Annotated in this window: 16 protein-coding genes; 13 read left to right on the top strand and 3 right to left on the bottom strand. The window is 61.3% G+C overall.

The genetic code is table 11. The annotated features are described in order from the left end of the window. Positions 1–165: 165 nt before the first annotated feature. Together K3555_RS19400 and K3555_RS19395 are read right to left on the bottom strand one after the other, a co-directional pair. The gene (locus tag K3555_RS19400) at positions 166–615 is read right to left on the bottom strand and encodes an ATP-binding protein (RefSeq protein WP_260006708.1); all 450 of its coding nucleotides are present in this window, start codon (positions 613–615) and stop codon (positions 166–168) included. 35 nt (positions 616–650) lie between these two features. After that, on the bottom strand, positions 651–995 hold the full coding sequence (locus K3555_RS19395; protein WP_129372437.1) for an STAS domain-containing protein: 345 nt from the start codon (positions 993–995) through the stop codon (positions 651–653). A 95-nt stretch (positions 996–1,090) separates the two neighbouring features. Here K3555_RS19395 and K3555_RS19390 point away from each other — a divergent pair, with 95 nt between their 5' ends. The 11 genes from K3555_RS19390 to K3555_RS19340 all read left to right on the top strand — a co-directional run bounded on the left by K3555_RS19390 (position 1,091) and on the right by K3555_RS19340 (position 14,229). Continuing rightward, positions 1,091–2,263 (top strand): acetyl-CoA C-acyltransferase, encoded by a 1,173-nt coding sequence (locus tag K3555_RS19390; RefSeq protein ID WP_260006707.1) that lies wholly within the window; start codon positions 1,091–1,093, stop codon positions 2,261–2,263. A 93-nt stretch (positions 2,264–2,356) separates the two neighbouring features. Further along, complete coding sequence (locus tag K3555_RS19385; RefSeq protein ID WP_259996268.1) at positions 2,357–2,812, top strand: GAF domain-containing protein; 456 nt, start codon at positions 2,357–2,359, stop codon at positions 2,810–2,812. Between the two features lie 201 nt (positions 2,813–3,013). After that, on the top strand, positions 3,014–3,583 hold the full coding sequence (locus K3555_RS19380; RefSeq protein WP_260006705.1) for a helix-turn-helix domain-containing protein: 570 nt from the start codon (positions 3,014–3,016) through the stop codon (positions 3,581–3,583). A 9-nt stretch (positions 3,584–3,592) separates the two neighbouring features. Further along, a complete protein-coding gene (locus K3555_RS19375; protein WP_260006704.1) occupies positions 3,593–3,964 on the top strand; it encodes a GFA family protein in 372 nt (123 codons plus the stop codon). Between the two features lie 15 nt (positions 3,965–3,979). Then, entirely contained in the window at positions 3,980–6,427 is a 2,448-nt protein-coding gene (locus K3555_RS19370; protein WP_259988339.1) for an FAD-dependent oxidoreductase, read from the top strand. A 124-nt stretch (positions 6,428–6,551) separates the two neighbouring features. Beyond that, positions 6,552–7,448: a homocysteine S-methyltransferase family protein gene (locus K3555_RS19365; protein WP_260006703.1), complete on the top strand. Its 897-nt coding sequence runs from the start codon at positions 6,552–6,554 to the stop codon at positions 7,446–7,448. Positions 7,449–7,471: 23 nt separating this feature from the next. Next, the gene (locus K3555_RS19360) at positions 7,472–8,485 is read left to right on the top strand and encodes a GlxA family transcriptional regulator (protein WP_259988335.1); all 1,014 of its coding nucleotides are present in this window, start codon (positions 7,472–7,474) and stop codon (positions 8,483–8,485) included. 83 nt (positions 8,486–8,568) lie between these two features. Then, positions 8,569–11,019, top strand: a complete 2,451-nt coding sequence (locus K3555_RS19355) for an FAD-dependent oxidoreductase (protein WP_260006702.1) — start codon at positions 8,569–8,571, stop codon at positions 11,017–11,019. A 295-nt stretch (positions 11,020–11,314) separates the two neighbouring features. Next, positions 11,315–12,436 carry a DNA polymerase III subunit beta gene (gene dnaN / locus K3555_RS19350; protein WP_260006701.1) on the top strand — a complete coding sequence of 374 codons (1,122 nt, stop codon included), beginning with the start codon at positions 11,315–11,317 and terminating at the stop codon, positions 12,434–12,436. A 78-nt stretch (positions 12,437–12,514) separates the two neighbouring features. Next, entirely contained in the window at positions 12,515–13,612 is a 1,098-nt protein-coding gene (gene recF, locus K3555_RS19345; protein WP_259996294.1) for a DNA replication/repair protein RecF, read from the top strand. After that, a complete protein-coding gene (locus K3555_RS19340) occupies positions 13,609–14,229 on the top strand; it encodes a LysE family translocator (RefSeq protein ID WP_260006700.1) in 621 nt (206 codons plus the stop codon). The genes recF and K3555_RS19340 overlap by 4 nt, the downstream gene beginning before the upstream one ends. On the opposite strand, the gene K3555_RS19335 is transcribed toward K3555_RS19340, so the two are convergent. Next, positions 14,226–14,819 (bottom strand): TetR/AcrR family transcriptional regulator, encoded by a 594-nt coding sequence (locus K3555_RS19335; RefSeq protein ID WP_259996296.1) that lies wholly within the window; start codon positions 14,817–14,819, stop codon positions 14,226–14,228. The genes K3555_RS19340 and K3555_RS19335 overlap by 4 nt on opposite strands. Positions 14,820–14,928: 109 nt before the next feature. On the opposite strand from K3555_RS19335, the gene K3555_RS19330 reads away from it, so the two are divergent. Together K3555_RS19330 and gyrB are read left to right on the top strand one after the other, a co-directional pair. Next, positions 14,929–15,519 carry an NAD(P)H-dependent oxidoreductase gene (locus K3555_RS19330; RefSeq protein ID WP_260006699.1) on the top strand — a complete coding sequence of 197 codons (591 nt, stop codon included), beginning with the start codon at positions 14,929–14,931 and terminating at the stop codon, positions 15,517–15,519. A 93-nt stretch (positions 15,520–15,612) separates the two neighbouring features. Next, complete coding sequence (gyrB, locus tag K3555_RS19325; RefSeq protein ID WP_260006698.1) at positions 15,613–18,030, top strand: DNA topoisomerase (ATP-hydrolyzing) subunit B; 2,418 nt, start codon at positions 15,613–15,615, stop codon at positions 18,028–18,030. Positions 18,031–18,187 lie beyond the last annotated feature (157 nt).

Below are 18,187 nucleotides of genomic sequence, written 5' to 3'. Positions count from 1 at the left end.
CACTGGTGGGGGCTAGAACACGCGGTACCGGGGGAAGCTCATTTCAGCTACAGTTTAAAAATCGCATACCTATCGGGCTGAGGTGGGCCGGGATTGCGGCGCGATTATGACAAAGCGTTAAAATGCAGCAAACCCGCAGCCGTGCCTCTGCAAACCTGGGGCTGTTCAGACTTCGGCCGAGGGGCTGGTCACTTTGATTTCGAAGCAGAGCGATAGATTGTTGTTTCCCTCCGAACGCTCATATTGGACTTGGCTTGCCAATTCGCGGATCAGAAACCACCCGAACCCGCCTTCGGGCATGCTTTCAACCGGAACGCTGATATCTGCAGGTTTGCCCTCCGGCAATTCTCCCTTAGCAAAAGGAACACCGGCGTCCTGGATGCTGATCCACAAACGTTCAGGATAAAGCTCAGCCCGGATCCGCACGTCTCCCGGAGGAGCACTTTCATAGGCGTGCTCGACTACGTTGTTCACAGCCTCGGTCAGAGCGATTTGCACCTCATCCACACGGGCACCCGGGATCCCTAGGGACCGAAGCTGGTCTACAACCGATGAGATGCCTGAACGGGCATTCAGGTTCGTAGCCGTGAACGAGCAGGCAAAAGTTTTTACCATCGATTTCTCGCTTTGCACTGACAGCGCATTGGTCTTCAGGAGTTTGCGCCAGCCGGAGCGATTGCGTCGCCAAGGGAACCATAAAGGTCAAAGATCGTGTCCATGCGGGTCAGCCGGAACACTTTTTCGACCATGGGGGTCAGCCCGGCGAGATCCAGTTTCCGGGTGCCGCCAAGCTGTTTCATCGCGGCGACGATCGCGCCAAGCCCGCTGGAATCGATAAACTGCACTTCGGAAAGGTCCAGGATGACACGGTCCGCACCGGATTCTGTTTCCGTGCGCATGTCCTCCTTGAACTGGATGGCCATGGCGGCATCAATGCGTTCGGCATTGACTTTAACGATCTGCGCATCGTCCGTCATGGTGGTCGTCAGGCTCATTTTGATCCCCCGGGATGTAACGTCATTTGTCAGCACTCTAGACCGCAAAGCTTACTATTCTGTAGGTATTATTTTGACGATTGGAGGAAAATTGCATGAAAGATGTTGTTATCGCCGGAGCGGCCCGGACGCCGATGGGCGGGTTTCAGGGCATGTATGACGGGGTGACGGCTTCGGAACTGGGCGGCGCGGCTATCCGGGCGGCCCTCGAAGGCGCCGGTGCAGCCACTGTCGATGAGGTGCTGATGGGCTGCGTTCTGCCTGCGGGCCAGGGCCAGGCGCCGGCGCGTCAGGCCGGATTCGCCGCGGGCCTGGGCGATGAGGTGCCGGCCACGACCCTTAACAAAATGTGCGGCTCTGGCATGAAGGCGGCGATGATCGCCTTTGACCAGATCGCGCTGGGCCACGCGGATACGATGATCGCCGGCGGCATGGAGAGCATGACCAACGCGCCGTATGTGCTGCCCAAAATGCGCGGCGGCGCCCGTATCGGACATGGCCAGGTGATTGACCATATGTTCCTCGACGGGCTGGAAGATGCCTATGACAAGGGCCGCCTGATGGGCACCTTTGCCGAGGATTGCGCTGAAAAATTCCAGTTCACCCGCGAAGCTCAGGACGAATACGCACTGAAGTCGCTGGCCAACGCGCTGGAAGCCCAGGAAAGCGGTGCATTTGACGGGGAAATCGCTTCCGTTACGGTGACGTCCCGCAAGGGAAGCGTGGTAACGGACACGGATGAGCAGCCAAAGTCTGCGCGCCCGGAGAAGATCCCGGCGCTGAAACCTGCTTTCCGCAAGGATGGCACTGTGACAGCAGCCAATGCATCCTCTATTTCCGATGGCGCTGCAGCGTTGGTGCTGGCGTCTTCTGAAGCTGCCGAGGCACAGGGATTGAAGGTCCGCGCCCGAATCCTGGGCCACACCAGCCATGCGCAGGCACCGGGCTTGTTCACGACCGCGCCGGTTCCCGCTGCGCAAAAGCTGCTGAAAAACGTTGGATGGCAGGTTGAAGACGTCGATCTGTGGGAAGTGAACGAAGCCTTTGCTGTGGTGCCGATGGCCTTTATGCATGAAATGGGCATCAGCCGCGATAAGATGAACGTGAACGGCGGCGCTTGCGCGCTGGGCCACCCGATCGGGGCGTCCGGTGCCCGGATCATGGTCACGCTTTTGAACGCGCTGGAAAAACGCGGCCTTAAGCGCGGCGTGGCGGCAATCTGCATCGGCGGCGGCGAAGGCACGGCGATTGCAATTGAGCGGCTGTGACATTCACCTTTGAAAAATACTCTCGGGGGTGAATTGACCGTCAGGTCAAGAGGGGGCAGACAGCCCCCTCAATGCGTTGAAGGAGAGGCAGGCATGCAGGCTGATTTCGGAACCCTTGCCAAGACCATCGCGTCGCTGACCGCTGGCGAAACGGATGAGGTTGCGCTGATGGCCACTGTCGCCTGCGAAGTGCATCACGCCGACGACCGGTTCGACTGGACCGGCTTTTATCGCGCCGTTGCACCGGAATTGCTGAAAATCGGCCCATACCAGGGCGGGCACGGCTGTTTGCAAATCCCGTTCTCCCGCGGCGTTTGCGGCGCGGCAGCTCGCACCGGAGAGGTGCAGCTGGTTGCGGATGTGGATGCCTTTCCCGGCCATATCGCCTGCGCTTCTTCCACCCGGTCGGAACTGGTTTTGCCGGTTTGGAATGCCGCAGGCGGGCTGATCGGGGTTTTTGATATCGACAGCGACCAGCCGGACGCCTTTACTCAGGAAGATGCTGAGCAGTTGGCAGTAATCCTGCGGCAGGTCTTCAGCCGCAGCTGATTCGCCCTTGCAGGGGCTTTGCCCCTCGGCCTTGCGGCCTCACCCCAGGGTATTTTCACCCAGAAAGAAGCAGCCCGGTGCCTGAAGGCGCTGGGTTTTTTCTTGGTTCGCGGCCCGTTCGTGAAAAAAGGCTTGGAAATTTCACGATCCCAAGGCATCGTGAAAAACGAGAGCATTTTTTCACGAGCGGGGAGAGAGCCGGTGAACGATCAAACCCTGGCAGCGGCGACACTGGGGGCGGATATCCGGGCCTTGCGCAAGGCGCGCGGGCTGACGCTGTCGGATATCGCGGCGATGCTGAACCGCTCGGTTGGCTGGCTCAGCCAGGTTGAGCGGGACATGTCCGAACCGTCGATTTCCGACCTGCGCCAGATTGCCGAGGCCCTGGGCGTTCCGATGTCGATGCTGTTTGCCCATACCGGCGCGCCGGCGGATGAGCATGGCTATATTGTTCGCGCAGGCTCGCGCCGCCCGATGGGCTCGGGCGAGGAAGGGCTGATCGAAGAGCTGCTGTCACCCGACCTGACCGACGATTTCGAGATGGTGCATTCCACCTTCCGCCCGAAGTCGCGCATGCAGACGCCGGCCCACCGGCCGACACAAGAGGTTGGCTATGTGATCTCGGGCAAGCTGGATCTGCTGATCGGGGGCCGCAGCTTCACCGTTGGTCCGGGCGACAGTTTCCGGATCAAGCATGAACCTTATCAGTGGTCGAATCCCTATGACGAACCCGCAGTGGCCGTCTGGGTGATTGCACCGCCGGTGTATTAGGAGGCCTCGATGATCAAAGGATCCTGCCTCTGCGGCGATATCCGCTTTGATACTGCAGCGCAGCCCAAAGGCGCGTCCATGTGCCATTGCAGCCAGTGCCGCAAGCAGTCGGGCGGCATCTGGTCTTCGGCCTATGTGCGCGACGAAGACCTCAATATCACCGGTCGGGTCAGCTGGTTTGAAGCCAGCGCAGCGGCCAAGCGCGGCTGCTGCCCGCGCTGCGGCTCCTTCCTGTTCTGGAAGGCGCATGACGAAGATACCACCAGTTTCGCTTTGGGCGCTGTCGACGGGAACACCGGTCTCAGCGTCGAAAAGCACATCTTTGCCGCCTCCAAGGGCGACTACTACGAGATTGCGGACGGCGTGCCGCAGAAGGACTGAGATTAGGGAGCGAACATGTCTGATTTTCCAACCAAGGCCCGCGTGGTCATCATCGGCGGCGGCGTCATTGGCGCCTCGTCGCTTTATCATCTGGCCAAGAAAGGCTGGACCGATTGTGTGCTTTTGGAGAAGAACGAGCTGACCGCCGGTTCGACCTGGCACGCGGCCGGCAATGTGCCGACGTTTTCGACGTCCTGGTCGATCATGAACATGCAGCGCTATTCGACAGAGCTGTATTCACGCCTCGGGGCAGAGGTCGATTATCCGATGAACTACCACCAGACCGGCTCGATCCGTCTGGCGCACAATAAAGAGCGGATGCAGGAATTTGAACGCGCCTGTTCGATGGGCCGTTATCAGGGCATTGAGATGGAGATGTGGACCCCGGAACAGGCCAAGGAGAACTACCCGTTCCTGGAAACCCACGACCTGGAAGGTGTCCTGTGGGACCCGTCTGATGGCGACATTGATCCGGCGCAGCTGACCCAGGCGCTGGCCAAGGGTGCCCGCGACATGGGGCAAAAGATCATTCGCTTCTGCCCGGCGACCGGTGTCACGCAACAGGAAGACAAGACCTGGATCGTGCACACTGAAAAGGGCGACATCGCATGTGACTATGTGGTGAACGCCGCTGGCTATTACGCACAGCGTATCGGTGAGTGGTTCAAGCCTTACGGCGGCCGCACCGTGCCAATGATGGTGATGTCGCATCAGTATCTGCTGACCGAGCAGATCCCCGAGGTGGAAGCCTGGAGCAAGGAGCATGGCAAGAAGCTGCCGCTGATCCGCGACGTGGACGTGTCCTATTACCTGCGCCAGGAAAAGAACGGCTACAATCTTGGCCCCTATGAGCCGAACTGCAAAGGCCACTGGATGACCGAAGACGATCAGATGCCGGACGACTTCTCGTTCCAGCTGTGGTCGGATGATCTGGACCGGATCGAGGATATCGTGACCGACGCCATGGAACGCGTGCCGCTGATGGCATCCTCCGGCGTCTCCAGCGTGATCAACGGCCCGATCCCCTATGCCCCCGATGGTCTGCCGCTGATCGGCCCGATGCCGGGTGTCGACAACGCGTTCGAGGCTTGCGTCTTTACCTTCGGCATCGCCCAGGGCGGCGGCGCCGGTAAGGTGCTGGCGGAATGGATCGTCGATGGTGGGACCGAGTGGGACATGTGGGCGGTCGATCCGCGCCGCTACACCGACTACACGGATCAGGACTACTGTGATCAGAAAGGCATGGAAGTCTACGGCAATGAATACGCCATGCACTTCCCGCAGCACGAATGGCCGGCCGCGCGCGGTAAGAAGGTCAGCCAGGTACACGCCAAGATCAAGGAACTGGGTGGCCAGATGGGTGCCTACAATGGCTGGGAGCGTGCCAACTGGTTCGCCAAGGATGGTGATGACACCTCTGAAGAAGCCACCCACACCTGGGGCCGCTCCGGCCCGTGGCAGCAGCGCATCAAGGAAGAATGCGAAGCGGTCCGCGACGGCGTCGGTGTTCTGGATCTGCCGGGTTTCTCGCGCTTCAATCTGGATGGCGAAGGCGCCGCGGAATTCCTGCGCGGACTGGTCACCGGCGGCCTGCCGAAAGTGGGCCGGATGAACTTGGTCTATGTCTCGGACGACCGCGGCCGGATCCTGACCGAGATGTCCTGTATTCGTCATGGCGAAGACCACTTTACCATGATCACCGCAGGTTCGGCCCAGTGGCACGACTTTGAGATCCTGCGCAAGGCGCTGCCCGCTGGCCTGACCCTGACCGACCGCACCACCGAATTCGCGACGATGATTGTCACCGGTCCGAAGTCGCGGGAGCTGTTTGCGGGCATCTCTGACGCCGACCTGTCGCTGGGCTGGCTGACCCATCAGGAAGCCACGGTCGCGGGCAAACCTGCCTTCCTGGCGCGGGTGTCTTATGCCGGCGAACTCGGCTGGGAAGTGCACTGCGCCAACGCGCATCAGGCCGGGATCTATGCGGCGCTGATCGAAGGCGGCGCCAAGCCGTTCGGCATGTATGCGCTGAACTCCTTGCGGATCGAGAAGGGCTATCGCACCTGGAAGGGTGACCTCAGCACCGATTACTCGCTGCTTGAAGGCGGGCTGGAGCGCTTTGTCAAACTCGACAAGCCGCAGGATTTCCCGGGCAAGGCCGCAATCCAAAGCGAAAAGCAGCAGGGCGTGAAAAAGTCCTTTGTCACCATGATCGTCGAGGCCGGCGATGCGGATGCGCCTTACATGTCCTGCATCTCCAAGGATGGCGAGATCGTGGGCGAGACCACGAGCGGAGACTGGGGCTACCGTGTGGGTGCTTCCATTGCGCTGGGCATGGTGCGCAGTGAACTGGCCGTGCCGGGCACCGAGCTGGAGGTTGAGATCTACGGGCAGAAATGCCGGGCCGTGGTTCAAAAAGACGAACCGCTGTGGGATCCGGCCAACGAGCGCCTGCGCGCCTGATCAACCCGTATCAGTCCGGGCCGCATAGGTCCGGGCTGATGCCCCTATAAAAGACAGCCTGCGCCGCCGGATCGTTTCCTGTATCCTGGCGGCGCAAGGCAACCCGCACAAAGGACAGTTTGCTATGGCTGAGATCACGCTTCTGGATGGCTCGATCGGGCAAGAGGTTGTTAAACGGTCCGGCGACCGCGCAACCCCTTTGTGGTCCACCGCGGTGATGGTTGACCGACCCGGGGTGGTCGGCGGCATCCATGCCGATTACTTTGCCGCAGGCGCCACGGTTGCCACAACAAACACCTATGCGGTTCTGCGTGACCGGTTGCAGCGCGCAGGTCTGGAAGACCACTTCGAAGAGCTTCTGAACAAAGCCGCCGCTCAAGCCGCTGCAGCGCGGGACGCCCATGGAACGGGCCGTGTCGCGGCAGCGCTTGGCCCGTTGATCGCATCTTACCGGCCTGACATTTGCCCGCCGCCTGATGAGGCGAAACCTGTCTACGCAGAACTTGTCGAATTACTCGGCCCGCAGGCGGATCTGTTCCTGATCGAAACCGTCGCCTCGCTGGAACATGCCAAAGGCGCGTTGCTGGGCTGTGCGGCTACGGACAAACCGGTCTGGCTGGCGGCCTCTGTTTCCGACGAAGACGGCACCTTGCTGCGTTCGGGGGAGCCGCTTGCCGCGCTGGCCCCGCTGGTTGAGGAATTCCAGCCCGATGCGGTTCTGCTCAACTGTTCCCGGCCCGAGGTCATCAGCAAAGGTTTGGAGACCGTAAAAACATTCGGCAAGCCTTACGGGGCCTATGCCAACGGTTTCACCCGGATATCCGAGGATTTCCTGAAGGACGCCCCTACCGTGGATGCGCTGGAGCAGCGCCAGGATCTGGGGCCAGTGGCCTATGCGGAATTTGCAATGGGTTGGGTTGCGCAAGGTGCCACCATCGTCGGCGGCTGCTGTGAGGTCGGCCCGGACCACATCGCCGAACTGGCCCGCTGCTTACGCGCGGCCGGGCATCGGATCGTCTGACATCGTCTGACAGGGGGATCAGCATGGCAACGCAGGAAAAACTCAAAACCGCGGATCCGGCCCGGGTCTGGAGTATCGACATCATCGTCAGCGAGGGATTTGTGCTGACTGAGATGTCGGCTGTGGTCGAAGTGCTGCGGATCGCCAACCGGGTGCTGGCGCAGCCGCCGTTCAATTGGACTGTACGGTCCCTGCAGGGCGGGCGCGTCGGCTGCAAGGCGGGCCTTAGCGTGGACACCGAACCCTTCGCGGTTAAGCCTGCTGCGGATTTTGCCTTCTTCCTTGGCAATTCGGACCCGGACCACCCCGGCCTCAGCCTGGGCCGGGTGATCTCCAGCTACACCTGCCGCGGCAGTAAGGTCTATCTGCTGGCCGAAGCCGCAGCCCGCTACATCCGCGATCAGGGCGGCGCGGCCGGCCGGCTGACGACGCATTGGGAAAACTCCGCCCTGTTGCGCGAACGTATGGGGCTGAACGATTCCAGCCATGCCCTGGCCAGCGAAGACGGGCTGGTGGTGACCTGTGCCGGCATGGGGTCTACGGTCGATATCGTGCTGGCGCTGGTCGGGCGGCTGACCTCGGCGGCGGCGCAGATGACCGTGGCCAACATCATGCTGCACGAACAGGTGCGCGACTTTTCCTCGCTGCAGCCCTTTGCCGGCGCCAAGCCGACGATCACCGGCGACAGCGACTTGGATCATTGCATCCGCATCATGCAGGGCAATATCGAAGAACCGGTGCCGATCAGCGAAATCGTCGATGAGCTGGGCATCTCCACCCGGTCGCTGGAGCGCAAGTTCAAGACCTTCCTCGGCACCACGCCCAACGGGTTTTACCGGGAAATGCGGCTGTCCAAGGCCAATAACCTGTTGCTCAACACCACCATGAGCGTGCGGGAGATCGGCCTTGCCTGCGGTTTCCCGAATGGCTTTTCCTCGCTTTACAAAAGCTTCTTCGGCATCACCCCCTTTACCCTGCGCAAGCGCCGCCGGCTGGGGGAAGACGGTTCCGGAGATATCCTCAAAGCCGGAGAATAGCCGGGGAAACTTGGCGTTTTTGATGCATTTTGCGCCGCCTTTCCGTGGTAATCAGACGCAAACACTGATTGTGGAGCGATGATATGAGCGATCTTCCCAACAAGGCCCGCGTGGTCATTATCGGCGGCGGCGTGATTGGCTGTTCGGTCGCCTATCACCTGACCAAGCTGGGTTGGACGGATGTGGTGCTGCTGGAGCGCAAACAGCTGACCTCCGGCACCACCTGGCACGCCGCGGGCCTGATCGCCCAGCTGCGCGCCACTGCCAACATGACCAAGCTCGCCAAATACAGTCAGGAGCTTTATGGCGCTTTGGAAGACGAAACCGGTGTCGCGACCGGATTTAAGCGCTGCGGCTCAATCACGGTTGCGCTGACCGAAGAACGCAAGGAAGAGATCTTCCGCCAGGCCGCCATGGCACGGGCATTCGGCGTTGAGGTTGAAGAAATCTCGCCTGAGGAAGTGAAAGCCCGCTACGAGCACCTGAACGTCGGTGACGTGACAGCCGGCGTATGGCTGCCGAAAGACGGGCAGGGCGACCCGGCAAATATCGCGCTGGCTCTGGCCAAGGGCGCCCGCCAGCGCGGCGCGCTGGTCAAGGAACGGATCAAGGTTACTGGCATCTCCAAGGACTGCCGCCGAGTCACCGGCGTCGATTGGGCCAGCGATGATGGCCAATCCCAGGGCCACATCGAGGCGGACATGGTGGTGAACTGCGCCGGCATGTGGGGCCATGAGGTAGGCCGTATGGCGGGCGTCAACGTGCCGCTGCATGCTTGCGAGCATTTCTACATCGTGACCGAAGGCATTACCGGCCTGACCCAGATGCCGGTGCTGCGCGTTCCGGACGAATGCGCCTACTACAAGGAAGATGCGGGGAAAATCCTGCTGGGTGCGTTTGAGCCGAACGCCAAACCCTGGGCGATGAACGGCATCCCCGACACGTTCGAATTCGACCAGCTGCCTGAGGACTTCGATCACTTCGAGCCGATCCTGGAAGCCGCCTGCAATCGGATGCCGATGCTGGCTGAAGCAGGCATCCACACCTTCTTTAACGGTCCCGAGAGCTTCACTCCGGATGACGCCTACCACCTCGGCTTGGCGCCCGAGATGGACAATTTTTGGGTCGCTGCAGGTTTCAACTCAATCGGTATTCAGTCGGCGGGCGGCGCTGGCATGGCGCTGGCGCAGTGGATGGAAGACGGTCAGAAACCGTTCGACCTTGGCGACGTGGACATCTCCCGCATGCAGCCGTTCCAGGGTAACAAGCACTACCTGTTCGAGCGCTCCAAGGAGACGCTGGGCCTCTTGTATGCTGATCACTTCCCCTACCGTCAAAAGGCCACCGCTCGCGGCGTGCGCCGCACCCCGTTCCACCACCACCTGCTGGAGCAGGGCGCGGTGATGGGCGAAATCGGCGGCTGGGAACGCGCCAACTGGTTTGCCAACGAAGGCCAGGAACGCGAATACCAATACAGCTGGAAGCGCCAGAACTGGTTTGAGAATTCGGCCGCTGAACACAAGGCAGTCCGCGAAAACGTCGGCATGTACGACATGTCCTCCTTCGGCAAGATCCGCGTCGAAGGCCCGGATGCCGAAACCTTCCTGAACTACATCTGCGGCGCCAACCTGTCGGTTCCCGCGGGCAAGATCGTCTACACCCAGTTCCTGAACACCCGCGGCGGGATTGAGGCCGATGTGACCGTCACCCGCCTGTCGGAAACCGCCTATCTGGTGGTGACCCCGGCGGTGACCCGTCTGGCCGACCAGACCTGGATGATGCGCCACGTGGGCGACCACCGGGTGGTGATCACCGATGTGACCGCAGGCGAAGGCGTGCTGGCAGTGATGGGGCCAAACGCCCGCAAGCTGCTGCAGAAAGTGTCGCCGAACGATTTCTCGAACGAGGTGAACCCCTTTGGCACCGCGCAGGAGATCGAACTGGGAATGGGCCTCGCCCGTGTGCACCGCGTGACCTATGTGGGTGAACTCGGCTGGGAAATCTATGTCGGCGCCGATATGGCGGGCCACGCATTCGAAACGCTGCACGAGGCGGGTCAGGACATGGGGCTCAAGCTCTGCGGTATGCACATGATGGACAGCTGCCGGATCGAGAAGGGCTTCCGCCACTTCGGCCACGACATCACCTGCGAGGACAATGTGATCGACGCAGGCCTCGGCTTTGCGGTGAAGACCGACAAGGACGACTTCATCGGCAAAGCCGCGGTGCTGGAGCGTAAGGAAACCGGCCCCAGGAACCGCATGGTTCAGTTCAAACTGACGGATGCCGAGCCGCTGCTGTTCCACAACGAGCCGATCATCCGTGACGGCAAATACGTGGGCTACCTCAGTTCCGGCAACTACGGTCATACCCTGGGTGCTGCCATCGGCATGGGCTATGTGCCGTGCGAAGGCGAAAAGGCTGCTGATGTGCTGGCCTCCACCTACGAGATCGACGTCTGCGGCGTGAAAGTGAAGGCCGAGGCTTCGCTGAAGCCGATGTATGATCCGAAATCGGAACGGGTGAAGGCCTAAGCCGCCTCTCCAAAGGTTTAACCGGTTCCGTATTACGCCCCGGTCCAAGCGCCGGGGCGTTTTCCGTAGGTGTCCCCACGGGGACAAGCCTGGGTTTTGCAGCTCTGTCCCCGCGGGGACAATTCCGGGTTCTGCTGCAACGTTTCCTCCGGTTTCGCGGCCCAGCTGCCCACCGCCTCTTGACCCCGCCGGGAATCCCTTGGAGAAATCCACAAAAGCCTTGTACGGCAGGGGTAAACAGGTAGGTTGCTTGTCCCGGCCAGTGACACGGGGCCAGACGGAGAGGATTTGGGACATGAAGATCAGCATCGAACGCGGCACGCTTCTCAAGGCTGTGGCTCAGGCACAGTCGGTGGTCGAGCGCCGCAACACCATTCCGATTCTGGCAAATGTGCTGATCGAAGCCGAAGGCGACAGCGTCCAGTTCCGCGCCACCGACCTGGATATCGAGGTGGTCGACAAGGCCCCCGCCCAGGTGGAACGCGCCGGGGCCACCACCGTGGCCGCCACCACTCTGCATGAGATTGTCCGCAAGCTGCCGGACGGCGCGCTGGTCACACTAAGCGCCGACGCCGCAACCGGGCGCCTGACCGTTGAGGCCGGCCGCTCCAACTTCTCGCTGGCGACCCTGCCGCGCGAGGATTTCCCGGTGATGGCGTCGTCGGAGTACCACTCGAACTTCGCGGCCAAGGCCGCGGTGCTGCGCCGTCTGTTCGATAAGTCGAAATTTGCAATCTCGACCGAGGAGACCCGGTACTATCTGAACGGTGTCTATCTGCATGTCTCCAACAGTGCCGAAGGCGGCAAGGTTCTGCGTGCTGTGGCCACCGACGGCCACCGCCTGGCGCGCATCGACGCCGAGCTGCCGCTGGGCGCCGAAGACATGCCGGGCGTGATCGTGCCGCGCAAGACCGTGGGTGAGCTGCGCAAACTGCTGGATGACGATGACATGGACATCGCGGTGTCGGTCTCGGAAACCAAGGTGCGCTTTGCGACCCCGAACATCACCCTGACTTCCAAAGTGATCGACGGCACCTTCCCGGACTACACCCGGGTGATCCCGGCCGGTAACACCCGCCGTCTGGAAGTGGATGCCGCCGAATTCGCCCAGGCCGTTGACCGGGTTGCCACTGTTTCCTCCGAACGCTCTCGTGCGGTGAAGCTGCAGCTGGAAGAGGACCGTTTGATCCTGTCGGTGAACGCTCCTGACAGCGGCGCCGCCGAGGAAGAGCTGGCGGTGGCCTATAACGACGAACGCCTGGAAATCGGATTTAACGCCAAGTACTTGCTGGAAATTGCCAACCAGGTAGACCGCGAAAACGCTGTGTTCATGTTCAACTCCTCCGGCGATCCGACCCTGATGCGCGAAGGCAGCGATCAAAGCGCTGTTTACGTCGTGATGCCGATGCGTGTCTGAAGCGCCTGACGGCGCTGCCTCCCCTGCCGGGCGGCGGGACGCGAGTATTTTTGGAAAGATGAAACGGGAGCGCGCCGCGTGCTGGCCCTGACTGCCCTGACCTTGTCCCATTTCCGCTCGCATTTGCGGGCGGAATTGCGTTTGGACGGGCGTCCGGTAGCCATTCACGGCAATAACGGTGCGGGCAAGACCAATATCCTGGAAGCCGTGTCGCTGTTCTCGCCCGGCCGGGGCCTGCGCCGGGCCAGTGCGGCAGAGATGGCACGCCAGCCCGAAGCGCTGGGGTGGAAACTGAAGGGTGAGCTGCGGGCACCCTCGCAGGCCTATGAGGTGGAAACCTGGTCCGAAGGCGGCAATGCCCGGCAGGTGAAGATCGACAATAAGCCCGCCAGCCAGATCGCGCTGGGCCAGGTGGCGCGGGTGGTCTGGCTGATCCCGGCGATGGACCGGTTGTGGATTGAAGCGGCAGAAGGCCGCCGGCGCTTTCTCGACCGGATCGCGCTGAGCTTTGAACCCGCCCATGCCGAGGCCTCGCTGGCCTATGAAAAGGCGATGCGCGAGCGCAACCGGTTGTTGAAGGAGCAGGTGCGCGATGCCGCATGGTACCGGGTGCTGGAAGAGCGGATGGCCGCCTCCGGGCACCGGATCCATGCGGCGCGCGTGCAAGCGGTGGAACTGCTGCAGATTGCCCAGGCCGAAGCCGGAACCGTATTCCCCGCGGCTGAGCTGGAGCTGCTGCAATCCGAAGGCAGCATGCCGTCCACTGAGGCGGATTTCAAGGAGGCGCTGGAGGAAAGCCGGTTCCGGGATCTGGCGGCGGGCCGGACCCTTGTCGGGCCGCACAGAACCGATTTGATCGGCACCTACCAGGCTAAGGGCATCCCGGCCAAGGACTGTTCGACCGGTGAGCAGAAAGCGCTGCTGGTGTCGCTGATCCTGGCCAACGCACGGGCGCTTTCGCAGCGCGAGGGCGCGCCGCCGATCCTGCTTCTGGATGAGGTTGCCGCGCATCTGGACGCTGGCCGCCGTGCGGTCCTTTATGACGAGATCTGCACCCTGGGAACCCAGGCCTGGATGACGGGCACCGGGCCGGAGCTGTTTGGCGAGCTGGCAGGCCGGGCGCAGATACTGGAAGTCTCAGACAGCGGCAGCGGGTCAGAGGTGACGCAGAAATGACTGTCACCGCTTGGGATCTGTCGCTTTATGCAGGGGCGCTGCTGATCTTGTTCCTGACACCCGGCCCGGTCTGGCTGGCGTTGATGGCGCGCTCGGTTTCCGGCGGGTTTCCGGCGGCCTGGCCGCTGGCGCTGGGGGTTGCCTGCGGCGATATTCTGTGGCCGCTGGTGGCGGTGGGCGGCATGTCCTGGGTGGTCTCCGAATTCACCGGCATCATGACCCTGTTGCGCTGGCTGGCCTGCCTGATGTTCCTCGGCATGGGGGGGCTGCTGATCCGCCACGCGGGCGAAGCGGTTCAAGAAAGCCGCGCCCTCACCCGGCCCGGCGTCTGGGCCGGGTTCATGGCGGGAATTGCCGTGATCCTGGGCAATCCCAAGGCAATCCTGTTCTACATGGGCGTTCTGCCTGGTTTCTTTGATCTGTCAGGTACAACCTGGCCGGACGTTGCCGCCATTGTGGTGCTGTCTTTTGCGGTTCCGCTGGCAGGGAACCTTGCGTTGGCAGGGATGGTGCACCGGGTCCGGCGGGCGGTTGCCTCGCCCCGGATCCTGCGGCGCATCAACCTGGTGTCCGGCGGGCTGCTGATCTGTGTGGGGATTGCGATCCCGTTCCTTTAGGCGGATGGTTGCAACCAGGCCTGCAAGTAAGGTTCCAGCGTCTGGGCCGGGTGCGCTTCAGTCTCATGCTCAATGCAGAACCATAAGCCCAGCACATGGTTCAGAAACGCCTGGATGCCTTCTGCCAGCAATTCCGGCGGCTGGTTCCGGCGAACCCCGCCCGCCGCTTGCATGTCCTGCAGCCAGCCTGTCAGCAAGGCGACCTGCCGGGTGAAGCTTGCAGTGACAACTTCGTCCGGCTCATCCGCAGTGGTGCCTGAATAGCGCAGCAGCAGATCGAAGATCACCCGGTCCTGGGCAACGTAATCAAGATGCGGTGCAAGACGGGCGGTCAGCTCCGCGACATCCGAGGGGGCGCCTGCGGTTTCCATCCCGTCAAGCAGCCGTGTCACTTCCTCTCCGATCAGGACGGCCAGCAGCCCGTCCTTGTCCTTGAAATGGGAAAACAGGGTGCCCTTTGCAACGCCGGCCCGGGCAACCACATCTTCAACCCGCAAACCGCTATAGCCCTGTTCCTGGACAATGACGGTTGCGGTGCTGAGCAGTTTTGCGCGGGTTTCCAGCCGCCGCTTTTGTGGAGCACGTGTCATGCCTCATCCTCACGGGTTTGTTATTGACCACGGTCACTTTTATAATTGACCGCGGTCATTTTTTCTTTCACTAAAGTGACCGCGGTCAACTTAACTCATGGAGAATGACATGTCTGCCCGAAAAATACTGATCTTGAACGGCCACCCGGCTGAGAACACTTTTACGCAGGCGCTATGCGAAGCCTACGCAACTGCGGCACAAGCTGCGGGGCACGATGTGCGCCTGCACAAGCTGTCGCAGCTGGAGTTCGACGCAGACTTTGGCCAGGCCGGGTTTTCCGGAGCAAAGAGGCTGGAGCCGCAGATCGAAGCAGTGCTTGCGGACTTTGAATGGGCAGAGCATGCGGTCGTTGCCTTTCCGTTGTGGTGGGGCGGGATGCCGGGGAAACTGAAGGGGTTGTTTGACCGTATTCTGCTTCCCGGCCGCACGTTTGACCCGCGCATTGTGACCGATGGCCTGCCGAAACCGCTTTTGGCCGGAAAGTCGGGCCGGGTGCTGGTGGCATCGGACACGCCGCCTGACTTGATGGAGCAGTTCTATGGCAATGCAGCGCATGTTCAGGTGGAGCGGCAGATTATGAATTTCGTGGGAATTGATCCGGTAGAGACCTGCCATTTCGGCGCATTGCAAGGGTCAAGTTCGGATGAGCGCGCAGCCTGGCTGAGCACCGCGTCGGAGCTTGGCGCCTTGGCTGCATAATCGTCTGGTACAGCCCTGAAAAAAGGGGGCTTGCGCGTGACAATCCCGGCCAGACTCCGTATAAAATCCTGAAGCAAAGACAGGAAGATGTGAATGTCCGGAAACGAGCAGGCCCCCGCAGAATATGGCGCGGATTCCATCAAAGTTCTCAAAGGGTTGGAGGCGGTTCGAAAACGCCCCGGCATGTATATCGGGGACACCGACGATGGCTCGGGCCTGCATCACATGGTGTATGAGGTCGTGGACAACGGCATCGACGAGGCGCTGGCAGGCCACGCGGACCACGTGACGGTGAAAATCCACGCCGATTCCAGCGTATCCGTCAGCGACAACGGTCGCGGCATTCCGGTGGGTATCCACGAGGAAGAAGGCGTATCCGCGGCCGAGGTCATCATGACCCAGCTGCATGCCGGCGGTAAGTTCGACAGCAACTCCTACAAGGTTTCCGGCGGCCTGCACGGTGTGGGTGTTTCGGTGGTGAACGCGCTGTCTGACTGGCTGGAATTGCGCGTTTGGCGCGACGGCAAGGAACACATTGCCCGGTTTGAGCGCGGTGATACCGCCAGGCATCTGGAGGTGGTCGGCGATTGCGGCGACCGGACCGGCACCGAAGTGCGTTTCATGGCCTCGACGGATACGTTTTCCAACCTCGAATATGTCTTTGAAACGCTGGAAAAGCGCTTGCGGGAACTGGCTTTTCTGAACTCCGGCGTGCGCATCATCCTGATCGACGAACGCCCGGCGGAACGGCTGGAAGTGGAGTTGTATTATGACGGCGGCGTCAAGGAATTCGTCAAATACCTGGACCGCCACAAGACTCCGGTGATGGAAACTCCGGTTTATATTATCGGTGAAAAGGACGAAATCGTTGTCGAAATCGCCATGTGGTGGAATGACAGCTATCACGAAACTGTGCTGCCCTTTACCAACAACATCCCGCAGCGCGATGGCGGCACCCATGTTGCAGGTTTCCGCGGCGCGCTGACCCGGACGATCAACAACTATGCGCAGATTTCGGGCATCGCGAAGAAGGAAAAGATCTCCTTTACTGGTGATGACGCCCGCGAAGGGCTGACCTGCGTTTTGTCGGTGAAAGTGCCGGATCCGAAATTTTCCAGCCAGACCAAGGACAAGCTGGTGTCATCCGAGGTGCGCCCGGTGGTCGAAAGCCTGGTCGGGGAAAAACTGGCAGAATGGTTTGAGGAAAATCCCGGCCAGGCCAAGCAAATCGTTGGCAAAATTGTCGAGGCCGCTTTGGCCCGCGAGGCCGCCCGCAAAGCACGCGAACTGACCCGCCGCAAAACTGCGATGGACGTGAATTACCTGGCCGGCAAGCTGAAGGATTGCTCTGAAAAAGACCCGTCCAAAACCGAAGTCTTCCTGGTCGAGGGGGACTCGGCCGGCGGTTCCGCCCAGACGGGCCGGGACCGGAGGACACAGGCAATCCTGCCCCTGCGCGGCAAGATCCTGAACGTTGAACGCGCACGCTTTGACCGGATGCTGGGAAGCCAGGAGATCGGCAACCTGGTGATGGCATTGGGCACCGGTATTGGCCGGGACGAATTTAAGATTGAAAAGCTGCGCTACCACAAGATTGTCATCATGACCGATGCGGACGTGGACGGCGCCCATATCCGGACGTTGCTGCTGACCTTCTTCTACCGGCAGATGCCGGAGCTGATCGAGGGCGGCTATCTCTACATTGCGCAGCCGCCATTGTATAAGGTCGCGCGCGGCAAATCCGAGGTTTACCTCAAGGATCAGGCGGCGCTGGATGACTATCTGATTAACCAAGGTGTTGACGGCGCGTTGCTGAAACTCGGTAACGGCTCCGAGATTGCCGGTGCCGACCTTGCCCGCGTGGTCGACGAGGCGCGCCAGCTCAAACGTGTGCTGGATGCCTTCCCGACCCATTACCCGCGCCACATCCTGGAGCAAGCTGCCGTGGCCGGTGCCTTTGTGCCCGGTGCGGTGGATTCCAACCTGCAGGGCGTGGCCGACAAGGTTGCGGCGCGGCTGGACGCCATTGCCCTGGAATATGAGCGCGGCTGGCAGGGCCGGATCACACAGGATCACGGCATCCGCCTGGCCCGCATCCTGCGCGGCGTCGAGGAAGTGCGTACCCTGGACGGTCCGATGCTGCGCTCCGGCGAGGCGCGCAAAACCGGCAGCTTCACCCAAAGCCTGCAGGAAGTCTACGGCACCTCCTCCCAGCTGATCCGCCGCGATCGCAGCCAGATTATTCACGGACCGCTGGATCTTTTGAAGGCGATCCTTGATGAAGGCGAAAAGGGTCTCTCGCTGCAGCGCTACAAAGGCCTGGGCGAGATGAACCCGGACCAGCTGTGGGAGACGACACTGGACCCGGACGCCCGGACACTGCTGCAAGTGCGGGTCGACGATATGATCGAGGCGGATGATCTGTTCACCAAGCTGATGGGCGATGTTGTCGAACCCCGTCGCGAGTTTATCCAAAAGAACGCGCTTAGCGTCGAAAACCTGGATTTCTGATCGGGTTGTAGGATCGCGCATATTCGTGCGCGATCCCCATAAGTTTGCGCGATTGGCCCAATGGTTTGCGCGTAAGCGCTGCTGCGAGGGCTTCCCCGCCACGTCGCGGCAGGCGTATTGCTGGCCCCGGTAATTGCGGCCGAATGGCATCGCAAGG

This window comes from Leisingera sp. M527 (assembly GCF_025141525.1).
Lineage (GTDB): Bacteria > Pseudomonadota > Alphaproteobacteria > Rhodobacterales > Rhodobacteraceae > Leisingera.
Note: the sequence above shows the minus strand (reverse complement) of the source record. Positions and strands in the feature narration are given on the sequence as shown.

Coding starts and splice junctions, on each gene's coding strand:
- K3555_RS19385 (WP_259996268.1), top strand. CDS start 2,357: ATGCAGGCTGATTTCGGAACCCTTGCCAAGACCATCGCGTCGCTGACC.
- dnaN (WP_260006701.1), top strand. CDS start 11,315: ATGAAGATCAGCATCGAACGCGGCACGCTTCTCAAGGCTGTGGCTCAG.
- K3555_RS19340 (WP_260006700.1), top strand. CDS start 13,609: ATGACTGTCACCGCTTGGGATCTGTCGCTTTATGCAGGGGCGCTGCTG.
- K3555_RS19335 (WP_259996296.1), bottom strand. CDS start 14,819: ATGACACGTGCTCCACAAAAGCGGCGGCTGGAAACCCGCGCAAAACTG.
- K3555_RS19370 (WP_259988339.1), top strand. CDS start 3,980: ATGTCTGATTTTCCAACCAAGGCCCGCGTGGTCATCATCGGCGGCGGC.
- K3555_RS19395 (WP_129372437.1), bottom strand. CDS start 995: ATGAGCCTGACGACCACCATGACGGACGATGCGCAGATCGTTAAAGTC.
- K3555_RS19375 (WP_260006704.1), top strand. CDS start 3,593: ATGATCAAAGGATCCTGCCTCTGCGGCGATATCCGCTTTGATACTGCA.
- gyrB (WP_260006698.1), top strand. CDS start 15,613: ATGTCCGGAAACGAGCAGGCCCCCGCAGAATATGGCGCGGATTCCATC.
- K3555_RS19400 (WP_260006708.1), bottom strand. CDS start 615: ATGGTAAAAACTTTTGCCTGCTCGTTCACGGCTACGAACCTGAATGCC.
- K3555_RS19365 (WP_260006703.1), top strand. CDS start 6,552: ATGGCTGAGATCACGCTTCTGGATGGCTCGATCGGGCAAGAGGTTGTT.
- K3555_RS19360 (WP_259988335.1), top strand. CDS start 7,472: ATGGCAACGCAGGAAAAACTCAAAACCGCGGATCCGGCCCGGGTCTGG.
- K3555_RS19390 (WP_260006707.1), top strand. CDS start 1,091: ATGAAAGATGTTGTTATCGCCGGAGCGGCCCGGACGCCGATGGGCGGG.
- K3555_RS19330 (WP_260006699.1), top strand. CDS start 14,929: ATGTCTGCCCGAAAAATACTGATCTTGAACGGCCACCCGGCTGAGAAC.
- K3555_RS19355 (WP_260006702.1), top strand. CDS start 8,569: ATGAGCGATCTTCCCAACAAGGCCCGCGTGGTCATTATCGGCGGCGGC.